This window comes from Amycolatopsis sp. PSD-21 (assembly GCF_055561455.1).
The window spans coordinates 6,679,439-6,699,068 of record NZ_CM145712.1 but is presented as its reverse complement, the minus strand read 5'-3'; the positions used below and the strand labels follow the sequence as shown (position 1 = coordinate 6,699,068).

Genomic DNA, 19,630 nt, shown 5'->3' with positions numbered 1-19,630 from the left:
CGGCGAGAGGGGTGAACGGTCATGGAGTTCGATGAGTTCGATGCCCTCGTGCTGCGGACCAGGGAAAGGCTGCCGACTCAGGACTATCCCGAAGACTTCTTCCCATTCGATTCATGGCGTTCGTCCGAGGAGGAGATCGAGCATGTCGAGCACGAGCTCGATGTTCGCCTTCCTTCGCAGTACAAGGAATTCATGGTGCGACATGGCGGCGGCGGGTTCCTCTTCGTCGATCTGCTGCCGGTCGTCGCAGCTGACCCGAGGGAAGAAGACCTCGTCTCGGTCAATCGTGGTCTCCTGCGGGAGGCTGGATTTCTCGCGGTGGCACCGGTCGGTACCGGGGACTGGTGGGGCTTCACCTTGACCGGGAACGAGTGTGGCGAAGCGGTCGATTTCCGATTCCACGAAGATGGCCTGCGTGAACGTGAGGCGCCCGGCTTTCTCGACTTCCTGGTTCGGCAGGGGCTTCGGTGGGACTCGTGAAATTCGATGGGCACGGACCGGATCTGCGCTTCTGGGCTCAGCGGATGTCCTTCCTGAGTGCCGAGTTCGAGCGGGGATTCGAGGCGAGGTACGGCTACCCGCCGGGCGGGAACCAAGTGGTCCTGGCGGACGAGGCTCCAGGCGATAGCCGACTCCTCGCGGACCTCGGCCGCGCGACGGAGCTGGTGGATTTCTATGCCGTCGTGCGAGAGGTGTCGTTGCCGGATCTCGGTAACGGCATTTTCGTGCATTCGGCGCGGGAAGTGCTCGCCGGGTTGCGCGGGGCGATGCCCACCCGGCTCGGCGGTGCCACAGAGGACTCGATCATCGTTTTCGGGTCGGACGGGGGAGGCGCGCTGTTCGCGCTCAGCACGAGCGGCCGCGGCGTGTACCGGCTTCGCGGTGGCGCCGTCTTGGCCGGCACATACGATGCGGATCAGGCGGAGGTCGCCACGGTGGCCCCGGATCTCCGGCGATTCCTGGACACCGTCCTGGCTGAAGTGGAAGGCCGAGTCATCGAATGAGTGTCGACGCGAGCGAGCGGTTGATCGATCTGGTGCGCGCGAACGGCGACCTGTCGAACCACGCCGACGGCGCGGACGAGGGGATGATCAGTTCCGCTGAACGCACTCTGGGTGTCGCGTTCCCTCCTTCGTATCGACGCCTGGTCGAGGAATTCGGCACCTGGGACATCGCGGGACTGGAGTTCCTCGGTGTGTACCGCACTCCCGGCTACGGCCCGGGCGTGCTCGGATCCGTCGCCGAGACCTTGGACATGCGACGGGATCACGGGCTGGCCCCCGAGCTGATCGTGGTGATGTTCGACGGCATGGGTGGTGCGGTCGTCCTGGATTCCTCGCGGCCGGACGACTCCGGCGAGTACCCGGTCCTGGCTTGGGCTCAAGCCGATGCGGCGCCGGAGAAGCTGGGGGGCGACTTCGGTTCTTTCGCTCTCGCACTGTGTGCGCGGTCTGTGTACCGCGAAGGAGCGAAGCGCCCGATCGATTCTGCGATCACTGTCGCGCAAGATCTCCTCGGGCTGCCTGGATCACGCCGGAAGCCTCCGGCTGTCGACGAGGTCGTATCGGTCATCCACGGCTTCGAAGCCGTCGCGTTCGCTGTGCCAGATGGCACTGACACCGATGGTTTTCTTTTCGAGTACGGCGAAGTGAACTGGCTCTCCGAGCCGATGTTCGCGGTGAGGTTCGTACGGCAGATGCAAATCGTCGATGCCGCCGGTGAGCACGAACAGTACTCGCAGGTCGCCTTTGAGTTCCGCTGTCGTGTGGACGCGGATTCGCGGTCACTCGGGAGCCGTGCGGTGTGGTGGTTTCGCAGCGACGGCACCGACTTCCAGAACTGGCTCGCATCGGTGACGCGGGATCCGGTGTGGAGGGTGCTCCGGCGGAAGGAGATCGCCGAATTCGTTCTCACACAGGAATCTGTCTGACTTCGGCGAGCAGTGATTTGGGGAGGAAGGCGGTGGTCGAACCGTTCGCAAGCGAAGACATGTTCACCGGCCCACCTGTCGACGATGCGCTGATCGCTGAGACCGAGAAACGACTCGGGTATCGCCTCCCGTCGTCCTATTTGGACGTCCTGCGCCGGACGAACGGCGGGTTCCTCCGGCGCAGGCGGTGTCCGACGTCGTTCCCTACCTCGTGGGCGGACGATCATTTCGAGGTGCGATCGCTGATCGGAATCGGCGGCGCCCGGGGAATCGACTCGAACGGCGGACACGGAAGCAAGGACATGATCGCGGAGTGGGGGTACCCGGATATCGGGATCGTCCTCTTCGACATGCCTTCCGGTGGGCACGACGCGGTCATGCTCGACTATCGCGAATGCGATGGCGATGCTGAGCCATCCGTCGTATATCTCGACGAAGATCGGGTTCCCCGCCGGGTCGCCCGTGATTTCGCCGAGTTCCTCGGGCTCCTGGTCGAATCCGGCGACTCGCGAGTCTGAACGATCAGAAACCCACGGTCGCCTTCTGGATCTTCACCGGCTTCGCGGGCAGCCCGTCCTGCGGACCGTTCGGATCCGTCGGGATGATGCCGTTCGCCACGATCCGGTCCAGCACCTCCATACCCCGCACGACCTTGCCCATCACCGAGTAGTTCTTCGGGATGTTCGCGAACGAGTGCACGATGAAGAACTCGCTGCCGTTCGTGCCGGGGCCCTGGTTGCCCATGGCGATGGTGCCGCGCTCGTAGGTTTCGGTGCCGTCGACCTCGTCCGGGAACTTGTAGCCCGGCCCGCCCTTCTCGGCTTCGTAGATGTCGCCGCACTGGAGGACGCCGAGGCGCGACGAGTTCGTCAGACGCCAGCACTGGCTGCGGTCGTAAAAGCGCTGCAGCGCCAGGCTCGCCAGGTTGTGGACGGCGCACGGAGCGGCGCCCGCGCGGTTCAGGCGCACGGTCACCGGGCCGTAGTTGAGGCGGAACGTGACATCGACGGTGCCGCGCGTGAACGCGAAGGGGAGTGGGCGCAGGACCGGGCGGGCCGCGGGGTTTTCCGGCGTCGGGGTGAACTCGCAGCGCACGATCGGCAGGGACGCCGGGGCGGGCGCGGCGGTGGCCACACCGGGCAGCAGGACGGCGGCGAGAGCGGAAACGACAGCGGTGACACCCCAGCGCAGCTTCATGAGGGGGAACCTAACCCAAAAGGATGGTCGTCGGGTAGCCGTTCACGCGGGCGCGCGGTCCAGGTGGTCGTGAGTGGCGATTCGGGTTAGAACACGAATCGCCACTCACGACCACCTGGAGCCGCATGTTCACCGCCGCGTACCTCGCCCTTTCCCTCATCCTGCTCCCGCCCACCGAGATCCGCCCCGACCAGGTCGAACACGTCGCCCTGCCGTGCGTCCAGGCAGGCGCGACGACGGACGACGCGGACGCGGCCAAAAGCCTCAACCAGCAGCTCGCCACCAAGATGCGCGGCTACATGAACCCGTACAACACCTCGTGTGCCAGAGTGATCGTCGAGACGGTCCAGAGATCGGGGCTCAACGATCGCGCGGCGGCCATCGCGATCGCCACGGTGATCGTCGAATCGAGTATCGCCAACCTCGACGGCGGCCTCGGTGACTCGGTCGGGCTCTTCCAGCAGCGCGCGAGCTGGGGGAGTTTCGAGCAGCGGACCGATCCGGTCTGGGCGACCGGCCGGTTCCTCGCCGTGATGCGGCAGTTCTACCCGAACGACTCGTGGAACAACGTCGCCATCGGGGAGGTCGCCGCGGTCGTCCAGCGGCCGGCGGCGAAGTACCGGCATCGCTACGGGGTCGAGGCGGGCGACGCGGTCAAGATCGTCGGCGAGTTGTGGTCCCAGAACGGCCGATGGCCCCTGACCACGAAGGTGGACAGGGGCCATTGAGCCGTGAAGAAGCTACTTGCGCCAGGCCGTGCGCTGCTTGCGGATGTCCAGCACGAGGCCGAACACGAGCAGCAGGGACAGGCCGATCAGCCACAGGTTCTCGGTCCAGCCGTGGTGGTTGCCGTACAGCATCACCAGCAGGATGATCGCGGTCAGCCAGCCCGCGATCCGCGTCGCCTTCGGGAAGGAACCGTGCCAGCCCCACTCGGCCGACGGCTCGTCGCGGGGGTCAACGGTGTCGACGCCCACCCGGCCGCGCTTTTCGACCGCCTTGCTCGCCACGATCAACTCCTCAAAACCCGATGGTTCGCTTGCCCGCGAATGATCCCACACCTGGCTGCACGCGCCCGACGGGCCCCAAGCGACAATGAGCCCCGATGACTACCTCGCGAAGTGTGCTCGTGCTCGGTTCGACCGGATCGGTCGGCGCCCAGGCCCTCGACGTCGCGGCCCGTAACCCGGAGCTGTTCCGGGTCGCCGGGATCGCCGCGGGCGGCTCCGACCCCGCCGCGCTGGCCGCGCAGGCCCTGGCGCACCAGGTCGACGCCGTGGCGATCAGCAGGCCGACGGCCGTGGAAGACCTGCAGCTCGCGCTGTACGCCGAGGCGCAGAAACGCGGCTACAACCGCGGCGACTTCAAGCTCCCGCGCATCTTCGCCGGGGCCGACGCGGTCGTCGAGATGATCGACGCCACCCCGGTCGACGTCGTGCTCAACGCGCTCCCCGGCTCACAGGGGCTCCCGCCGACCCTGCGCGCGCTCGCCACCGGCGCCACGCTCGCGCTGGCCAACAAGGAGTCGCTGATCGCGGGCGGCCCCCTGGTCCTGGCCGCGGCCAAGCCCGGCCAGCTGGTGCCCGTCGACTCCGAGCACTCCGCGATCGCGCAGGCCCTGCGCGCCGGCCGTGAGTCCGAGGTCGCCCGGCTGGTGCTCACCGCGTCCGGCGGCCCGTTCCGCGGGCGCAAGCGCGAGGAGCTGGCGGACGTCACGGTCGAGCAGGCGATGGCGCATCCCACCTGGTCGATGGGCCCGCTCATCACGATCAACTCGTCCACCCTGGTCAACAAGGGGCTGGAGCTGATCGAGGCGAAGCTCCTGTTCGACATCGAGACCGACCGCATCGACGTGGTCGTCCACCCGCAGTCGATCATCCACTCGATGGTGACCTTCGTGGACGGCTCGACGATCGCCCAGGCCAGCCCGCCCGACATGCGGCTGCCGATCGCGCTCGCCCTGCACTGGCCAGACCGCGTGCCCGGCGCCGCGGCCGCCTGCGTCTGGGACAAGCCCGCGAGCTGGACGTTCGAGCCGCTGGACAACGACGCGTTCCCCGCCGTCGAGCTGGCGAGGCACGCCGGGACCGTCGGCGGCTGCATTCCGGCGGTCTACAACGCGGCGAACGAAGAACTGGTGGCCGCCTTCCTGGCACAGAACACCGGCTTCACCTCGATTGTGGACACTATTGCCCAGGTGGTGGAAGCCGCCGACGAATGGCGTCGTGAACCTCGCGACGTTGATGACGTACTAGCTGCCGAGCGCTGGGCTCGCGCGCGTGCCGGTGCGCTGATCGGTAAGGGGAAGTAGCGCGTGGTCTTCATTCTCGGGATCGTGCTGTTCGCGCTGGGCATCTGCCTGTCCGTCGCGCTGCACGAGGCCGGCCACATGTGGGCGGCGAAAGCCTTCGGCATGAAGGTCCGGCGCTACTTCATCGGCTTCGGGCCGACGATCTTCTCCTTCCGCCGCGGCGAGACCGAGTACGGCATGAAGTGGATCCCGCTCGGTGGGTTCTGCGACATCGCGGGCATGACCGCGCTCGACGAGGTCACCCCGGAAGAGTCGAAGCGCGCGATGTGGCGCTTCAAGACCTGGAAGCGCACCGTCGTCATGTCGGCGGGTTCGGCGATGCACTTCATCCTCGGGTTCATCATCCTGTACCTGATGGCCGTCACCATGGGCCTGCCGAATCCGGCCGCGCAGGCCGCGCCCACCGAGGCCGTGATCAGCGCCACGTCGTGTGCTCGTCCGGCCACCACCGTCGAGCAGCTGAACGACACGGCCTGCCCGCCCGGCGCCCCGACACCCGCGAAAACCGCCGGTCTCCAGGCCGGCGACAAGGTCGTCTCCGTCGCGGGCAAGCCGATCAAGACCTGGCGCGAGATGCTCGCGGCCGTCCAGGTCGCCAGTGGCCCGACACCGTTCGTGGTCGAGCGGAACGGCCAGACGCTGAACCTGACCGTCGACGTGCCGCGCGTGCAGCGGCTGGTCGCCGACGGTTCCAACAACACCACGGTCAAGGACGTCGGCATGATCGGCGCCTCGCCGATCCAGAACACCGCGCCGCCGCTGCTGAGCTACGGCCCGGCCGACGCGGTCGGGGCGACGTTCTCCTTCACCGGCACGATGTTCTCCGAGACCGCCAAGCGGCTGATCGAGTTCCCGTCGCGGATCCCGGCGGTGGTGGACTCCATCTTCGGCGGCGAGCGCGACCCGAACACCCCGGTCAGCGTGGTCGGCGCCAGCCGGATCGGTGGCGAGGCCGCCGAGCGCGGTCTGTGGGAGATCTTCGTGCTCCTGCTGGCGAGCCTGAACTTCTTCATCGGCGTGTTCAACCTGCTGCCGCTGCTCCCGCTCGACGGCGGGCACATCGCGGTCGTCTGGTACGAGCGCGTACGGGACTGGTTCCGCAAGCTGCGCGGGAAGGCGGCGGGCGGACCGGTCGACTACACGAAGCTCTCCGCGGTGACGATGGTGCTCGTCTTCATCGGCGGCGCGGTGACCCTGCTCACCGTCACCGCCGACATCGTGAACCCGGTCAAGCTGTTCCAGTGACGCGGGAGGACGGCGGGGGAGCGCGCTGTCAGCATCGTTGCGCTGCCCAGGTAATGCTGCTCACCGTGACGGCTGACGTCGTGGATGTCCGCCGATCGGGATAGGTACGCTTGAGGGCGTGACTGTCGCTCTTGGTATGCCAGCGCTTCCTCCTCCCGTCCTCTCCGAGCGTCGCAAGACCCGACAGCTGCAGGTCGGGCCGGTCGGCGTCGGCAGCGAGCACCCGATCTCGGTGCAGTCGATGACCACCACGCTCACCTCCGACGTCAACGCGACCCTGCAGCAGATCGCCGAGCTGACCGCTGCGGGCTGTGACATCGTCCGCGTCGCGTGCCCGTCGGCGGACGACGCCGAGGCGCTGCCCGCGATCGCGAAGAAGTCGCAGATCCCGGTGATCGCCGACATCCACTTCCAGCCGAAGTACGTCTTCGCCGCGATCGAGGCCGGCTGCGCGGCGGTCCGGGTGAATCCGGGCAACATCCGCAAGTTCGACGACCAGGTCAAGGAGATCGCGCGGGCCGCGAAGGATCACGGCACCCCGATCCGGATCGGCGTCAACGCGGGTTCGCTGGACAAGCGGATCATGGACAAGTACGGCAAGGCGACCCCGGAGGCGCTGGCCGAGTCGGCGTTGTGGGAGGCGTCGCTGTTCGCCGAGCACGACTTCTACGACGTGAAGATCTCCGTCAAGCACAACGACCCGGTGGTCATGGTGCGCGCGTACGAGATCCTGGCCGAGCAGTGCGACTACCCGCTGCACCTCGGTGTCACTGAGGCGGGCCCGGCGTTCCAGGGCACCATCAAGTCGGCCGTCGCGTTCGGCGCGCTGCTGCGCCAGGGCATCGGTGACACCATCCGCGTGTCGCTCTCGGCGCCGCCGGTGGAAGAGGTCAAGGTCGGGATCCAGATCCTGCAGTCGCTGAATCTCAAGGAGCGCAAGCTGGAGATCGTCTCCTGCCCCTCGTGCGGCCGCGCGCAGGTGGACGTCTACACGCTCGCCGAGCAGGTGACCGCCGGGCTCGAGGGCATGGAGGTCCCGCTGCGCGTGGCGGTCATGGGTTGCGTCGTCAACGGGCCCGGCGAGGCGCGCGAGGCCGACCTCGGCGTCGCTTCGGGCAACGGCAAGGGCCAGATCTTCGTGAAGGGCGAGGTCATCAAGACCGTGCCCGAGCACGCGATCGTCGAGACGCTGATCGAAGAGGCCATGCGGATCGCCGAGGAGTCGGGCCAGACGATCGGCGAGGGCGAGCCCACCGTCACCGTCGGCTGAGTGGTCGAGACCACGCCGGGGAACGGACTTTTCCCGGCGTGGTGATCTCGACCTGCCGAAGTTCTCTCAGCGTGTCGTGAAGCTTGCGTTCCGTTTACGCCGCCGATCTGGCACCCTGGAGTGGTGTTGCGGCTTGCAGGTGCACGGCTGCTCGATGATCGGGACTATCCCGCGGTCCGTGCCGCGCTCGCCACAGACCCGGTCGGCAGCTGCATGGTGAGTGCCAGGGTGGAGACGGCGGGTCTCGACCCCTGGCGGCTCGGTGGTGAGCTCTGGGCCGCGGATTCCCGCCCCGTTCGCGCGGGCAGGCTCCAAGGCCTGTGCTTCTCCGGGCCGAACCTGATCCCCTTGCGCGGCAACGCCTCCGCTCTGCGTTCCTTCGCCGATCGCGCCCTGCGCCGTCAGCGCACCTGTTCGTCACTGGTCGGCCCGGCCGAGCAGGTGCTGGGGCTCTGGGACGAACTCGAGCCGGAATGGGGCCCCGCCCGTGAAGTCCGGCACGACCAGCCGCTACTGGCGCTCGACGGGATCCCGTCCGTCGCGGCCGATCCGCTGGTCCGCGCGGTACGCCCGGAGGAACTCGACCGGTATCTCCCGGCCGCGATCGCCATGTTCATCGAGGAGGTCGGCGTCGACCCGCGCAACGGTGACGGTGGCGCCGGGTATCGCGCCCGCGTCGCCGAGCTGATCGCCGGCGGCCGCGCGTTCGCCCGGTTCGAGGACGGCGAGGTCGTCTTCAAGGCCGAGATCGGCGCGATGTCCTCGACGGTCGGCCAGATCCAGGGGGTCTGGGTGCATCCGGAACGCCGCGGCGGCGGGGTCGGCACGGCCGGGACGGCGTCCGTGGTGACCAGGCTCGTCCGCGGGATGGGCCGCACGGCGAGCCTGTACGTCAACGCCTACAACAGCCCCGCGCTCGCCGCGTACCGCAAGATCGGCTTCCAGCAGGTCGGCCGGTACGCGACGGTTCTGTTCTAGACCGTGTCGCGTCCGGCCGGACGGGGCCGGGGCTGGCAGGATCCGGTGCATGCCTGCAGGTCGTCGTGTCGCCGTCGTCGTGCTCGCGGGGGTGGTGGGCCTCTCGGCCGCCGGGTGCGGCCTCTTCGCCGATTCCGGTCCTGAAGACGCCATCTCGGGCTTCCTCGGCGGGCTCTCTTCCGGCGACGTCACCGCCGCCGCCTCGTTCACCGATTCGCCGGAGGCAGCGCGCGCGTCGCTGGACATGGCTCGGAAAGCGCTTTCGCCCGAGTCGATCACCGTCGTGGACAAGCAGGTCCGGCATTCGTCCGGGGCGGACAACGGGACGGCGACCTATCAGCTCACCTGGAAGCTGCCGCGCGGCCGGACCTGGACGTACAAGGCCGACGCGCAGGTCCATTCCACGCAGGACGGCTGGAAGGTGCGCTGGTTGCCGACGGCGCTCCACCCGCAGCTCGCCGCCCAGCAGAGCATCGCGCTGAAGGCCGATCCGCCGGATCTCGCGCCGGTGCTGGACCGGGACGGGATGCCGTTGCTGCGCCCGCAGACGGTCGTCAGCGTGGTGCTCGACCCGGCGAAGGCGGGCGACCTGGTGGCCGTCACCGACAAGCTCGGCGCGGCGCTCAACCGGTTCGAGGCGTCGGTGACCGGCCAGTCGATCCGCGACGGGGTGAAGACGCTCAAACCCGGCTCCGGCTATCCGGTGGTGAGCCTGCGGGCGAACAGCTACCAAGAGGTGAAGCCCGAGATCTACGACCTGCCCGGCGTCCGGTTCAGCCAGCAGGAAAGGCTGCTGCCCGACGACAAGAACTTCGGCAAGCAGGTGCTGCCCGCGGTCCGGTCGCTCGTCGAGGACCAGGTGGAGGGCTCGGCGGGCTGGCGCGTCGTCACGCTCGACACGGGCGGCGGCGAGATCACCGACCTGCACTCCGAGAACCCCAAGCCCGCGCCCGCCGTCGTCAGCACGCTCAGCGTGAAGACGCAGGGTTCGGCGGAGCGGGCGCTCGCCCCGGTCTCGACGGCCTCCGCGCTGGTCGCGATCCAGCCGTCGACCGGCGAACTGCTGGCGGTGGCGCAGAACGCCCCGGCGGACCCGCAGGGCGCGATCTCGCTCACCGGCCGGTTCCCGCCGGGCTCCACGTTCAAGATGGCCACCGCCGTCGCGGGGCTGACCGCGGGTTCGGTGCGGGCGGACAGCCCCGTCGACTGCCCCGGCACGGCCACGTTCGAAAACCGGACGGTGCCGAACGAGGGCAAGTTCGCGCTCGGCGTCGTCCCGCTGTCCACGGCGTTCGCCAAGTCCTGCAACACGACGTTCGCGAAACTCGCGACCGACCTGCCGCCCGCCGCGCTGACCGACGCCGCGCGCGACCTCGGCGTCGGCGCCGACTTCGTGATCCCCGGCCTGACCACGATCACCGGTTCGGTCCCGCCGGCGAACACCGTCGCGCAGCGGGCGGAGAACGGGTTCGGCCAGGGGACCGTCGTGACGAGCCCGTTCGGGCTGGCGGTCGCCACCGCGACGGTCCAGTCCGGGAAGGTCCCGGTGCCGACGCTGGTGCGGGGGATGACCACGACGTCGTCCGGGCTCGGCAAACCCATCAAGCCGGAGGTGCTCGACGCGCTGCGCGGGATGATGCGCGAGGTCGTCACCGACGGCACGGCGACGCTGCTCAAGCCGTTGGCGGACGTACGGGGCAAGACCGGCACGGCGCAGTTCGGCGACGGCACGCGTTCGCACGGCTGGTTCGTCGGCTACACCGGCGACCTGGCCTTCGCGGTGCTGACGACCGACGCGGGAACGTCCAGGCCCGCGGTCGAGGCCGCTCAGCGCTTCCTGACGGGGCTCGGCTAGCCGCCAGGTCGTAGGCTGGGCTCATGTCCGTTCGCTCACCCTTGAAGCCCGGTGTCCAGACGCCGAGGCGAGTCGTCCCCGCCAGCATCGCCCGTCCCGAGTACGTCGACCGGCCGGCGCCGAAACGCGACACGGGCAACGGGGTCCGCACGCCCGAGGTCATCGAGGCGATGCGGGTCGCGGGCCGGATCGCGGCGCAGGCGCTCGAGGAGGGCGGCAAGGCCGTCAAACCCGGTGCGACCACCGACGACATCGACAAGGTGATCCACGAGTTCCTGCTGGACAACCACGCGTACCCGTCGACGCTGGGCTACCGCGCGTTCCCGAAGTCGTGCTGCACCTCGCTGAACGAGGTGATCTGCCACGGCATCCCGGACTCGACGGTGATCGAGGACGGCGATATCTGCAACATCGACGTCACCGCGTTCATCGGCGGCGTCCACGGCGACACCAACGCGACGTTCCTGGCGGGTGACGTCTCCGAGGAGGCGCGGCTGCTGGTCGAGCGCACGCGCGAGGCGACCATGCGCGCCATCAAGGCCGTCCGCCCCGGCAGGCAGCTCAACGTGATCGGCCGCGTCATCGAGTCCTACGCGAAGCGTTTCGGCTACGGCGTCGTGCGTGACTTCACCGGCCACGGCGTCGGCCCGGCGTTCCACACCGCGCCGACCGTGCTGCACTACGAGGAGCCGTCGGTCGACACGGTGATCGAGCAGGGGATGACCTTCACGATCGAGCCGATGATCACCCTCGGGACGATCGACTACGACATCTGGGCCGACGACTGGACCGTCACCACCAAGGACAAGAAGTGGACGGCGCAGTTCGAGCACACCCTCGTGGTGACCGAGGACGGCGCCGAGATCCTGACGCTGCCGTAAGCGCCCGCAGCGCGTGAAGGCCCCCTTCCCTCGGCTCAGCCGAGGGAAGGGGGCCTTCACGCGCTGAAGGTCAGCTCTCGTCCTGCTCCACCCTGGCCAGGAGTTCGTCCAGGAAACCGCACGCCTCGGTGGCTGCCCGGTCGGCGTCGCGGTCGGCGATGGCCTCGGCGAGGCCTTCATGCCCTATCTCCGGCAGGTACTCGCGCCCCGGCGTCACGTTCGAGGTGGCGGCCACGCTGGCCGTGATCACCTCGGTGAGCCCGCGGTACATCTCGGTCAGCAGGGTGTTATGTCCACTTTGGACGACGGCGAAGTGGAATTCCGCGTCGAGGCGGGCGAAATCCTCCCAATGGCCCTCGCGCAGCTCGGCGTTGCGGCGTTCGAGCAGCTCCTTGAGCTCGGCGACCTCCTCGTCGGTCCGCGCCGCGGCCGCGAGCCGGGCGCCTTCGACCTCGAGGATGCGCCGCACCTGCAGCACCTCGCGCAGTTCCGAACCGCACAACCGCCGGATCGCGCCCGAGACCTCGCTCGTCGCCCGCACGTAGGTCCCGTCGCCTTGGCGGACTTCGAGCAGCCCCGTGTGCGCGAGCGCGCGGACGGCCTCGCGGACGGTGTTGCGCCCGACGCCGAGCTGTCCTGCCAGCTCCGGTTCGGTCGGAATCCGCTGACCGATGGGCCATTCTCCCTGCGTGACGGCGTCACGCAGCTGCTCGATGACCTGATCGACCAGGCCGGCACGGCGCGTGGTGGCCAATGGCACAGCGTTGTCCCTTCATCCAATCATCCTATGTATGTGATACTAGCCGACGTGCGTGTCGACTCTCGAGAATCCGTGGCCCCGTTCGACGAAAGCCTTGAACTCGAAGGCTCGATCGAAACGGAGTGGCGGCCGGGAGTGATCACCGGCGGCGTGCTGCTCGGTGTCGCGGTGATCCTGGTGGCGCTCAACCTGCGCCCCGCGATCACCAGTGTCGGGCCCATGCTCGGCGAGATGCGCGACGACCTCGGCGCCACGGCGACCTGGGCCGGCGTGCTCACCACGCTTCCCGGCCTCTGTTTCGCCGCCGCCGGTCTCGCCGCGCCGCTGCTGGCCCGCCGGTTCGGTATCGGCGCGGCCATCGCCTCCGCGCTTTCGGTGCTGGCCGTCGGTCTGGTGCTGCGCGTGCTCGACGGACCGTACGTCGTGCTCGGGGGGACCCTGGTCGCTACGGCGGGAATCGCCTTGGCGAACGTACTGATCCCGGTCGTCATCAAGGACTCCTTCCCGGCACGTGTCGGCATGATGACCGGCGTGTACACCGCCGCTCTGCAGGGCGGGGGCGCCCTGGGGTCCGCGCTCACCCCTCCCTTGGAGAACGCGTTCGGCGGCTGGCGCCAAGGTCTCGGCGCCTGGTCGGTACTGGCGGTGCTCGCACTCCTCGTCTGGATTCTCGCAGCCCGCGGTGCGGGACGTGCGCCCGTTGCCGAGGCAGGCAAGCAGGGTAGCGGGCGATCGCTCCTGCGTAGCCCCCTTGCGTGGATGGTCACGCTTTTCTTCGGAACTCAGGCCTTTTTGGCCTACGTCGTGATGGGCTGGCTGCCGGAGGTGATGATCGACGCGGGGGTGAGCAAGGGTGATTCCGGCCTGCTGCTCGGCCTGATCTCGCTCATCGCCGTCCCGATCAGTCTCGTGGTCGCGCCGATGGCCGCGCGGCACAAGAGCCAGAGCCCGTGGATCGTCGGGCTGGGCGTCCCCGGTTTCGTCGGCATGGTCGGCATGATGGTCGCGCCCGCCGCGTCGCCGCTGCTCTGGTGCCTCCTCATCGGGCTCGGGATGAGCGTCTTCTCGCTCGCGCTGACCGTGATCGCGCTGCGGGCGCGCACCGGCGACGACACCGCGCGGCTGTCGGGGATGGCGCAGGGCATCGGCTACCTGATGGCCGCCGTCGGGCCTTTCCTTTTCGGGCTGCTTCACGACCTCACCCACGGCTGGACCGTTCCCTGGATCATGATGCTCGCCGTCTTCGCCGCGCAGATGACCTTCGGTGCGTTGGCGGGCCGCCGCCGCTTCGTCTGAACGCGTTCAAAAAACATCTTGACCCCACCGGGGGCGGAGCCATAGCCTGATCGAGTTGAACCTGTTCAAAAACTCGGTCCTGGGGGTCGGCGTGGTGGAGGGACTGGCGTACGGGACGGCTCTGGCGTGTTTCGCCGCGGTGTGTGTCGCCGTGGTGTGTGTCGCCGTGGTGCCGGAGCGGGCACCCGAGGTGCGCTCGCCGCACGAGTTCTACCGCGCCGTGGACCGGGTGTGCGTGCGGGTGTGGAAGGACAGCGGCGCCGATATCGAGCGCTACTGGCCGGATCCGAAGGGGGACGCCGCGACGGAGCTGCGCAAGTGGCAGCACTACGTGGCGACGCGGGTGGACGACGCCAAGGACGTCCTCAAGGGGGCGACGGGGGTCCGCGCGGTGCCGGGAGGGGCGGCGTCCGCGCGGGAGGAGTTCTTGGCGGCGATCCGCCGGTACGTCGAGGCGGGCGAGCGGTTCTCGGGGGACGGCGCCCGCTCGGCCGTCTTGATGGGCGCCTCGGACGTCGAGATGCACGCGGTGAGCGCGCTCGCGGCGCGGAACGGGGCCCGCGCCTGCGACCGCGTCGTCTGACCGCGTCTAGTCCTCTAAATGCGGGGGGTTAAGGCGCAGGCGGGCAGGTTGCGAAAGCCACTTTCGCAACCTTCAAGGTTGCGAAAGTGGCTTTCGCAACGTCAGTGGAGCCGTAGCGCGTCGCTGATGTGCCCCCTGGAGAACCCTGCGGTCGAGACGTGTCGCGAAAGCCACTTTCGCGACGTCTGATGTCCTGAAAGTGGCTTTCGCGACACGGTCACCGATCGGGCCGGGACGAGCCGCATTCAGCGGACTAAATGCGGCGAGGGTCAGTCCAAGGGCAGGTTCAGCAGCGCGTTCTCGACCAGTTCCGGCATCGCCGGGTGGATCCAGTACTGCCCGCGCGCCATGCTCTTCGCGTCGAGACCGAAGCTCATCGCCTGGATCAGCGGCTGGATCACCGAAGACGCCTGCGGGCCGATGATGTGCGCGCCCAGCAGCTGCCCGGTGGCCGGGTCGGCGAGCAGTTTCGCGAAACCGGTGGTGTCCTCCATCGCCCAGCCGTAGGCGATACCCGCGTAGTCCTGATGCGACGTGACGTACGAGACGCCACGCTCGCGCGCCTCGCGTTCGGTCAGCCCGACCGAAGCGACCTGCGGCGAGGTGAACACCGCGTGCGGGACGAACCGGTGGTCGGCCTCGATCCGCTCGTCCGGGTGCAGCAGGTTGTGCTGTACGACGCGCTGCTCGTGGTTCGCGACGTGCTTCAGCTCGAAGACCGAAGAAATGTCGCCGAGCGCGTAGATCCCGTCGACCACGGTCTGCTGGTACTCGTCGACCACGACGTGCCCGCGTTCACCCGTGGTCACCCCGGTGGCGGCGACGTCGAGGAGGTCGGAGTTCGGCTTGCGGCCGGTGGCGACCAGCAGCACGTCGGCCTCGACGGTCTCGGCGCCTTCGGGACCTTCGAGGTCCAGGGCGACGCCCGACGCGGTCTTGCGCGCGCGGACGGTCTTCCGGTCGAGCCGGACGTCGAACCGCTGCGCGGCCAGCTCGGTGAACCGGGCGCTGACGTCGTCGTCCTCGGAACGCAGCAGCGCGCCGGACCGGTTGACCACGGTCACGTCCACCCCGAACGAGGCGAAGACGTGCGCGAACTCGGCCGCGATGTACCCGCCGCCCAGGATCACGATGCTCGACGGCAGCTCGTCGAGCCGCATCACCGTGTCGGAGGTGTGGTAGCCGGTCTCGGCAAGCCCGGGGATGTCCGGAATCACCGGACGCCCGCCCGCGGCGAGCACGAACTTGTCCGCGGTGATGGTCTCCGGCGGACGGCCGTCGGAATAGGTGACCTGAAGCTCCTTGTGCCCGGTGAAGCGGCCTTCGCCCTCGTACACGGTGACGTTCTTGTTGTCCTCGTGCTGGACGCGGTACTCGCGGCCGCCGGCGGCGATCGGGTCGATCCGGCCGAAGATCCGGTCGCGGACGTCGCGCCAGCGGACCCCGGTCAGCTCCTCGTCGACGCCGAACTTCGACGACGTGGCGGGGGTGGCCGCGACGTTGGCGGCGTGCACGAACATCTTCGTCGGGATGCAGCCCACGTTCAGGCAGGTCCCACCGAACGTGCCCTTCTCCACGATCGCCGTGTTCCAGTCCGCGAACCGCGGGTCGAGGATCGAGTTACCCGATCCGGTACCGACGATCACCAGGTCGTAGTGGGGCACGCTGTCTTCCTTTGCGGCGGGGGAGCGGGTGGTTCCGACTCTAGCCAACTTGTCACGGCGAGCGGTTGTTCCCGCTTCAGCGCCCGTTGGCGCTGAAGTGCATCAGGTCCTTCGGCGTCGTCCAGGTACCGCCCCAGGTCCAGCCGATCGCGGAGAAGACGGCGACGGTCCGGTCCCCGGCGGTGATCATCCCCGGCCGCCGGTTTCCCCGGTCGAGGTACGCCGACGCGAGCTCGGGCAGCACGAGGTCGCCCTTGGTGTACGGGTTGCAGAAGGGGTTGACGTCGATCGCGAGGCCGTAGGCGTGCGCGGACCAGTTCGTCTGGCCGCGCGCCGGACGGCAGACGAAGGCGTTGGTGTTGTTCCCGTCACCCGTCGGGGGAGCGGTGAGTTCGGCGGGAGCGGTCACGCGCATTTCCTCGATCGGGAACTTCGCGGCGAACAACTGCCCGAACACGGTGACGACGGCGTTCGCCACCGACGCGTTCACGAGCATTTCCCCGGTGTGCGCGCGGCCGTCGAAACCCCAGAACGAGAGCGTGAGATAACGCAATTCGGCGGCCGCGACCGGGCATCCCGCCTGCCAGGTGCTGCGCGCGAGAACCTCGGCGGGAACGGGATTCACCGTGCCCGAGAACCGGTTCCCGGCAGGTGGCGGAAGCAGGTCGGTGGTCGGCAGGGAACGGTTCGCCAGCACGGGAGGAGTCGGGAGGATCTGCCCGAAACCGTCACGGCTCAAGGGAAGCGGCTTCGCACCGACCTTCCAGGCAGGGGCGGGCGGCGGGGTGGAGATGGGCGGAGTCGTTGCCGCCGAAGAGGTTTCGGCGGGCGTGCTGGTCACCGCGGGAGTGGTCGGCGTGGGCGGGGCCGGGCTCGAACACGAAAAGAGCAGAAGGGCCGTAGCCGCCAGAACCGTCGCCGTAGCCCGCACGGCGTCCAGGGTGACAGATGCGTTCGGTGAGCACAGGTCCACCCGTTTCAGTGACACCGCATCGGGCTTTCTCCGATTAGGGTATTCGCGATCGCTCGTGTACGCGCTGGAGTCGAATGACTTCCCAGGGTTTGACCGTACGTACGCCCCGGTGAAGGGACAGAACATGCCCAAGAAGTCACGTCGCACCCTGCTGCTCGCGGTCGGTGCGGTCCTCGCGACGGCCGTGATGGTGCCGGTCGCGGTCAACAGCGCGGCGGCGGACGACACCTCGGCGAGCGGCCCGGAACAGGCGGCCGAGCCGAGGATCGTGGGCGGCGGCAAGGCTTCGGTCTCGCAGCACCCGTACGCGGTCTATCTGGCCGATCGCGGCGGCAACCAGTACTGCGGCGCGGTGATCGTCAGTTCCACGACGGTCGCGACGGCGGCGCACTGCGCGGTCGCGGTCAAGCGCGCCGATATCCGCGTGGTGGCGGGGCGGGACAACAAGCGCTCCCGGGACGGCGTGGAGCTGCGGGTTTCGCGGATCTGGGTCAGCCCCGACTACAGCGGCGACCCCGGAAAGGGTGACGACATCGCGGTGCTGACGGTCGGCGGGCAGTTGCCGTACCGGCCCGCGAAGGTCGCGGACAACGGCGACGCCGGCCTCTACGAGGAAGGCACGAAGGCGACGGTCCTCGGCTGGGGCCGCGTCTCCGAGGGTGGCGCGCGGTCGGACTACCTGCGCAGCGCGGTCGTCCCGGTGGTCAGCGACAAGACCTGCCGCACCGCGTACTCGGGCTACGACCCGAGCGACATGGTGTGCGCCGGCTACCCCGAAGGCGGTATCGACGCCTGCCAGGGCGATTCGGGCGGGCCGCTCATGGTCGGCGACACGCTGATCGGGATCGTGTCGTTCGGCGAAGGCTGCGCGAAGGCGGGCAAACCCGGCGTCTACACCCGCGTCTCCCACTTCGCGAACGACATCTCCCAGCAGAAGAACCGGGGCCTGATCGGCTGATCGGTGCCTTCTTCACGTCCGATGTGCTAACAAGTGGGCGTGACCACCGACACCCCGATCATCGAGACCTCGTCGTTCCCGCTGTCCGTCGCCGGTGACGAGATCACCGCCGCGCAGCTGCACGGCATCCTCCGCCTGCGCGTGGACGTGTTCGTCGTCGAGCAGGATTGCGCCTATCACGAGATCGACGGGCGTGACCTCCTGCCCGGCACCCGGCACCTCTGGATCGGGGGTTCCGTCGCCGTCGATTCGTACCTGCGGGTGCTGCAGGACGCCGGCGGCACCTTCCGCATCGGCCGGGTGTGCACGGCCGTCCGCTCACGCGGCAAGGGACTCGCGGGCCGCCTGATGGAGACCGCGCTCGCCGGGATCGGTGACGCGCCGTGCGTCCTCGACGCGCAGACGTACGCGACGGATTTCTACGCCAAGTACGGCTTCGTGGTCGAAGGCGAAGAGTTCATGGAGGACGGGATCCCGCACATCACGATGTGGCGCCGGGAGGCGCCGCGGCCGTGATCACCCCGACCGCGCGGTCCACGTCGGCCTCGGTGAGGTCGGCCCGCGCGGTCAGGCGCAGGCGGGAGATGCCGTCGGGTACGGACGGCGGACGGAAGCAGCCGACCCGCACACCCTGATCGGCGCACGCGGCCGCCCACGCGACGGCCGATTCCGGTGACGGCGCCTGCACCGAGATCACCGCGGCGTCCGGGAGACCGACCCGGAAACCCGCGGATTTCAGCTGCATGGCGAGATTTCCGGCGGCGTCGGTCACCTTGGTGGCCAGCTCGGGCTCGGCCTTCAACGCGGTGAGGGCGGCCAGCGCGGCGGCCGCACTGGCGGGCGCGAGACCGGTGTCGAAGATGAAACTGCGCGCGGTGTCCACGAGATGTTTGATCACCCGGCGCGGCCCGAGCACCGCACCACCTTGTGCCCCAAGGGATTTCGACAGCGTGATCGTGGTGACGACGTCCGGTGCGCCGGAGAGTCCCGCCGCGTGGACGGCACCGCGGCCGCCCTCGCCGAGGACGCCGAAGCCGTGCGCGTCGTCGATGAGCAGCGACGCGCCGTGCTCGCGGCAAACACCGGCGAGCTGCTCCAGCGGGGCGATATCGCCGTCGACGGAGAACACGGAATCGGTGACGACGAGCGCGCGCGGCTTACGGCGGGTCGCGAGCGCGTGCTTGAAGGCGCTCGGGTCGCTGTGCGCGACGGCGGCGATGTCCGAGCGGGACAGGCGGCAGCCCTCGATCAGCGAGGCGTGGATGTACTTGTCCGTGACGATCGCGGAATCCGCGCCGGACAGGGCCGTGACGGCGCCGAGGTTCGCGGTGAAGCCGGACGAGAAGACAAGCGCGGCCTGTGTGCCGCAGAAACGGGCGAGCTCGTGTTCGAGTTCGGCGTGGACCTCGGTGGTGCCGGAGACGAGCCGGGAGCCGGTGGCCCCGGCGCCCCAGCGCAACGCGGCCGCGGCCGCCGCACCGGCGACGCGCTTGTCCCTGGCGAGCCCGAGATAGTCGTTACCCGCGAGATCCAGCTCCGGTTCCTGCGCCTGCCGGATGCGCAGCTTGCGCACCAGCCCGGCCTCGGCCCGCTTCTCCGCCTCCACGTCGAGCCAGTCGAAGACCTGGTCGGGTGGGAGGTTCTGGGAAGCGGGGCCGGAAGAAGTCACGTCCCGCAGTCTCCCATCCGCTGTTTCCCGATGGGCGTGGTGGTCCCCACAGCGATGAAC

21 protein-coding genes are annotated in these 19,630 nt (G+C 68.9%); 15 read left to right on the top strand and 6 right to left on the bottom strand.

Features of this window, described 5'->3' with window-relative positions:
• Positions 1-21: 21 nt before the first annotated feature.
• From ACZ1DY_RS31330 to ACZ1DY_RS31315, 4 genes are read left to right on the top strand one after another with little or no spacing between them, the layout of a single operon-like run.
• Positions 22-480, top strand: coding sequence for an SMI1/KNR4 family protein (locus ACZ1DY_RS31330; RefSeq protein WP_192740993.1), 459 nt, complete (start codon positions 22-24; stop codon positions 478-480).
• Complete coding sequence (locus ACZ1DY_RS31325) at positions 477-1,004, top strand: hypothetical protein (RefSeq protein ID WP_257485236.1); 528 nt, start codon at positions 477-479, stop codon at positions 1,002-1,004. The genes ACZ1DY_RS31330 and ACZ1DY_RS31325 overlap by 4 nt, the downstream gene beginning before the upstream one ends.
• 20 nt (positions 1,005-1,024) lie before the next feature.
• On the top strand, positions 1,025-1,930 hold the full coding sequence (locus ACZ1DY_RS31320; RefSeq protein ID WP_465481797.1) for an SMI1/KNR4 family protein: 906 nt from the start codon (positions 1,025-1,027) through the stop codon (positions 1,928-1,930).
• A 32-nt stretch (positions 1,931-1,962) separates the two neighbouring features.
• The gene (locus ACZ1DY_RS31315) at positions 1,963-2,448 is read left to right on the top strand and encodes an SMI1/KNR4 family protein (protein WP_257485238.1); all 486 of its coding nucleotides are present in this window, start codon (positions 1,963-1,965) and stop codon (positions 2,446-2,448) included.
• A gap of 4 nt (positions 2,449-2,452) precedes the next feature.
• Here the strand turns inward: ACZ1DY_RS31315 and ACZ1DY_RS31310 are convergent, their stop codons facing one another.
• Entirely contained in the window at positions 2,453-3,127 is a 675-nt protein-coding gene (locus tag ACZ1DY_RS31310) for a peptidylprolyl isomerase (protein ID WP_465481796.1), read from the bottom strand.
• Positions 3,128-3,252: 125 nt separating this feature from the next.
• Between ACZ1DY_RS31310 and ACZ1DY_RS31305 the strand changes: the two genes are divergently transcribed.
• Entirely contained in the window at positions 3,253-3,855 is a 603-nt protein-coding gene (locus ACZ1DY_RS31305; protein ID WP_465481795.1) for a hypothetical protein, read from the top strand.
• Positions 3,856-3,867: 12 nt separating this feature from the next.
• Here the strand turns inward: ACZ1DY_RS31305 and ACZ1DY_RS31300 are convergent, their stop codons facing one another.
• A complete protein-coding gene (locus ACZ1DY_RS31300) occupies positions 3,868-4,137 on the bottom strand; it encodes a DUF2631 domain-containing protein (RefSeq protein ID WP_126736056.1) in 270 nt (89 codons plus the stop codon).
• A gap of 95 nt (positions 4,138-4,232) precedes the next feature.
• Here ACZ1DY_RS31300 and dxr point away from each other — a divergent pair, with 95 nt between their 5' ends.
• The 6 genes from dxr to map all read left to right on the top strand — a co-directional run bounded on the left by dxr (position 4,233) and on the right by map (position 11,667).
• Positions 4,233-5,438: a 1-deoxy-D-xylulose-5-phosphate reductoisomerase gene (dxr, locus tag ACZ1DY_RS31295; protein ID WP_465413338.1), complete on the top strand. Its 1,206-nt coding sequence runs from the start codon at positions 4,233-4,235 to the stop codon at positions 5,436-5,438.
• 3 nt (positions 5,439-5,441) lie between these two features.
• Positions 5,442-6,683, top strand: a complete 1,242-nt coding sequence (locus ACZ1DY_RS31290; protein ID WP_465481794.1) for a M50 family metallopeptidase — start codon at positions 5,442-5,444, stop codon at positions 6,681-6,683.
• 118 nt (positions 6,684-6,801) lie between these two features.
• A complete protein-coding gene (ispG, locus tag ACZ1DY_RS31285; RefSeq protein ID WP_167373562.1) occupies positions 6,802-7,953 on the top strand; it encodes a flavodoxin-dependent (E)-4-hydroxy-3-methylbut-2-enyl-diphosphate synthase in 1,152 nt (383 codons plus the stop codon).
• A 123-nt stretch (positions 7,954-8,076) separates the two neighbouring features.
• Positions 8,077-8,931 (top strand): GNAT family N-acetyltransferase, encoded by an 855-nt coding sequence (locus ACZ1DY_RS31280; protein ID WP_126736053.1) that lies wholly within the window; start codon positions 8,077-8,079, stop codon positions 8,929-8,931.
• A 49-nt stretch (positions 8,932-8,980) separates the two neighbouring features.
• Positions 8,981-10,786 (top strand): penicillin-binding transpeptidase domain-containing protein, encoded by a 1,806-nt coding sequence (locus ACZ1DY_RS31275; protein WP_465481793.1) that lies wholly within the window; start codon positions 8,981-8,983, stop codon positions 10,784-10,786.
• 23 nt (positions 10,787-10,809) lie between these two features.
• Positions 10,810-11,667 (top strand): type I methionyl aminopeptidase, encoded by an 858-nt coding sequence (map, locus tag ACZ1DY_RS31270; RefSeq protein WP_126736051.1) that lies wholly within the window; start codon positions 10,810-10,812, stop codon positions 11,665-11,667.
• Between the two features lie 70 nt (positions 11,668-11,737).
• Here map and ACZ1DY_RS31265 read toward each other — a convergent pair whose 3' ends face one another.
• Positions 11,738-12,427, bottom strand: coding sequence for a FadR/GntR family transcriptional regulator (locus ACZ1DY_RS31265; protein WP_257485244.1), 690 nt, complete (start codon positions 12,425-12,427; stop codon positions 11,738-11,740).
• Positions 12,428-12,475: 48 nt separating this feature from the next.
• On the opposite strand from ACZ1DY_RS31265, the gene ACZ1DY_RS31260 reads away from it, so the two are divergent.
• Positions 12,476-13,723, top strand: a complete 1,248-nt coding sequence (locus ACZ1DY_RS31260) for a CynX/NimT family MFS transporter (protein ID WP_465481792.1) — start codon at positions 12,476-12,478, stop codon at positions 13,721-13,723.
• 55 nt (positions 13,724-13,778) lie between these two features.
• Positions 13,779-14,306, top strand: coding sequence for a hypothetical protein (locus ACZ1DY_RS31255; RefSeq protein ID WP_465481791.1), 528 nt, complete (start codon positions 13,779-13,781; stop codon positions 14,304-14,306).
• A 269-nt stretch (positions 14,307-14,575) separates the two neighbouring features.
• Here the strand turns inward: ACZ1DY_RS31255 and ACZ1DY_RS31250 are convergent, their stop codons facing one another.
• Together ACZ1DY_RS31250 and ACZ1DY_RS31245 are read right to left on the bottom strand one after the other, a co-directional pair.
• Positions 14,576-15,970: a mycothione reductase gene (locus ACZ1DY_RS31250; protein WP_465481790.1), complete on the bottom strand. Its 1,395-nt coding sequence runs from the start codon at positions 15,968-15,970 to the stop codon at positions 14,576-14,578.
• A 76-nt stretch (positions 15,971-16,046) separates the two neighbouring features.
• A complete protein-coding gene (locus ACZ1DY_RS31245; protein WP_465481789.1) occupies positions 16,047-16,811 on the bottom strand; it encodes a M15 family metallopeptidase in 765 nt (254 codons plus the stop codon).
• Between the two features lie 256 nt (positions 16,812-17,067).
• Between ACZ1DY_RS31245 and ACZ1DY_RS31240 the strand changes: the two genes are divergently transcribed.
• Together ACZ1DY_RS31240 and ACZ1DY_RS31235 are read left to right on the top strand one after the other, a co-directional pair.
• Positions 17,068-17,901, top strand: a complete 834-nt coding sequence (locus ACZ1DY_RS31240) for a S1 family peptidase (protein ID WP_257485249.1) — start codon at positions 17,068-17,070, stop codon at positions 17,899-17,901.
• A 33-nt stretch (positions 17,902-17,934) separates the two neighbouring features.
• Entirely contained in the window at positions 17,935-18,417 is a 483-nt protein-coding gene (locus ACZ1DY_RS31235; RefSeq protein WP_126736046.1) for a GNAT family N-acetyltransferase, read from the top strand.
• Here the strand turns inward: ACZ1DY_RS31235 and ACZ1DY_RS31230 are convergent.
• A complete protein-coding gene (locus ACZ1DY_RS31230) occupies positions 18,383-19,570 on the bottom strand; it encodes an 8-amino-7-oxononanoate synthase (RefSeq protein WP_126736045.1) in 1,188 nt (395 codons plus the stop codon). The two genes, ACZ1DY_RS31235 and ACZ1DY_RS31230, sit on opposite strands and share 35 nt — an antisense overlap.
• Positions 19,571-19,630 lie beyond the last annotated feature (60 nt).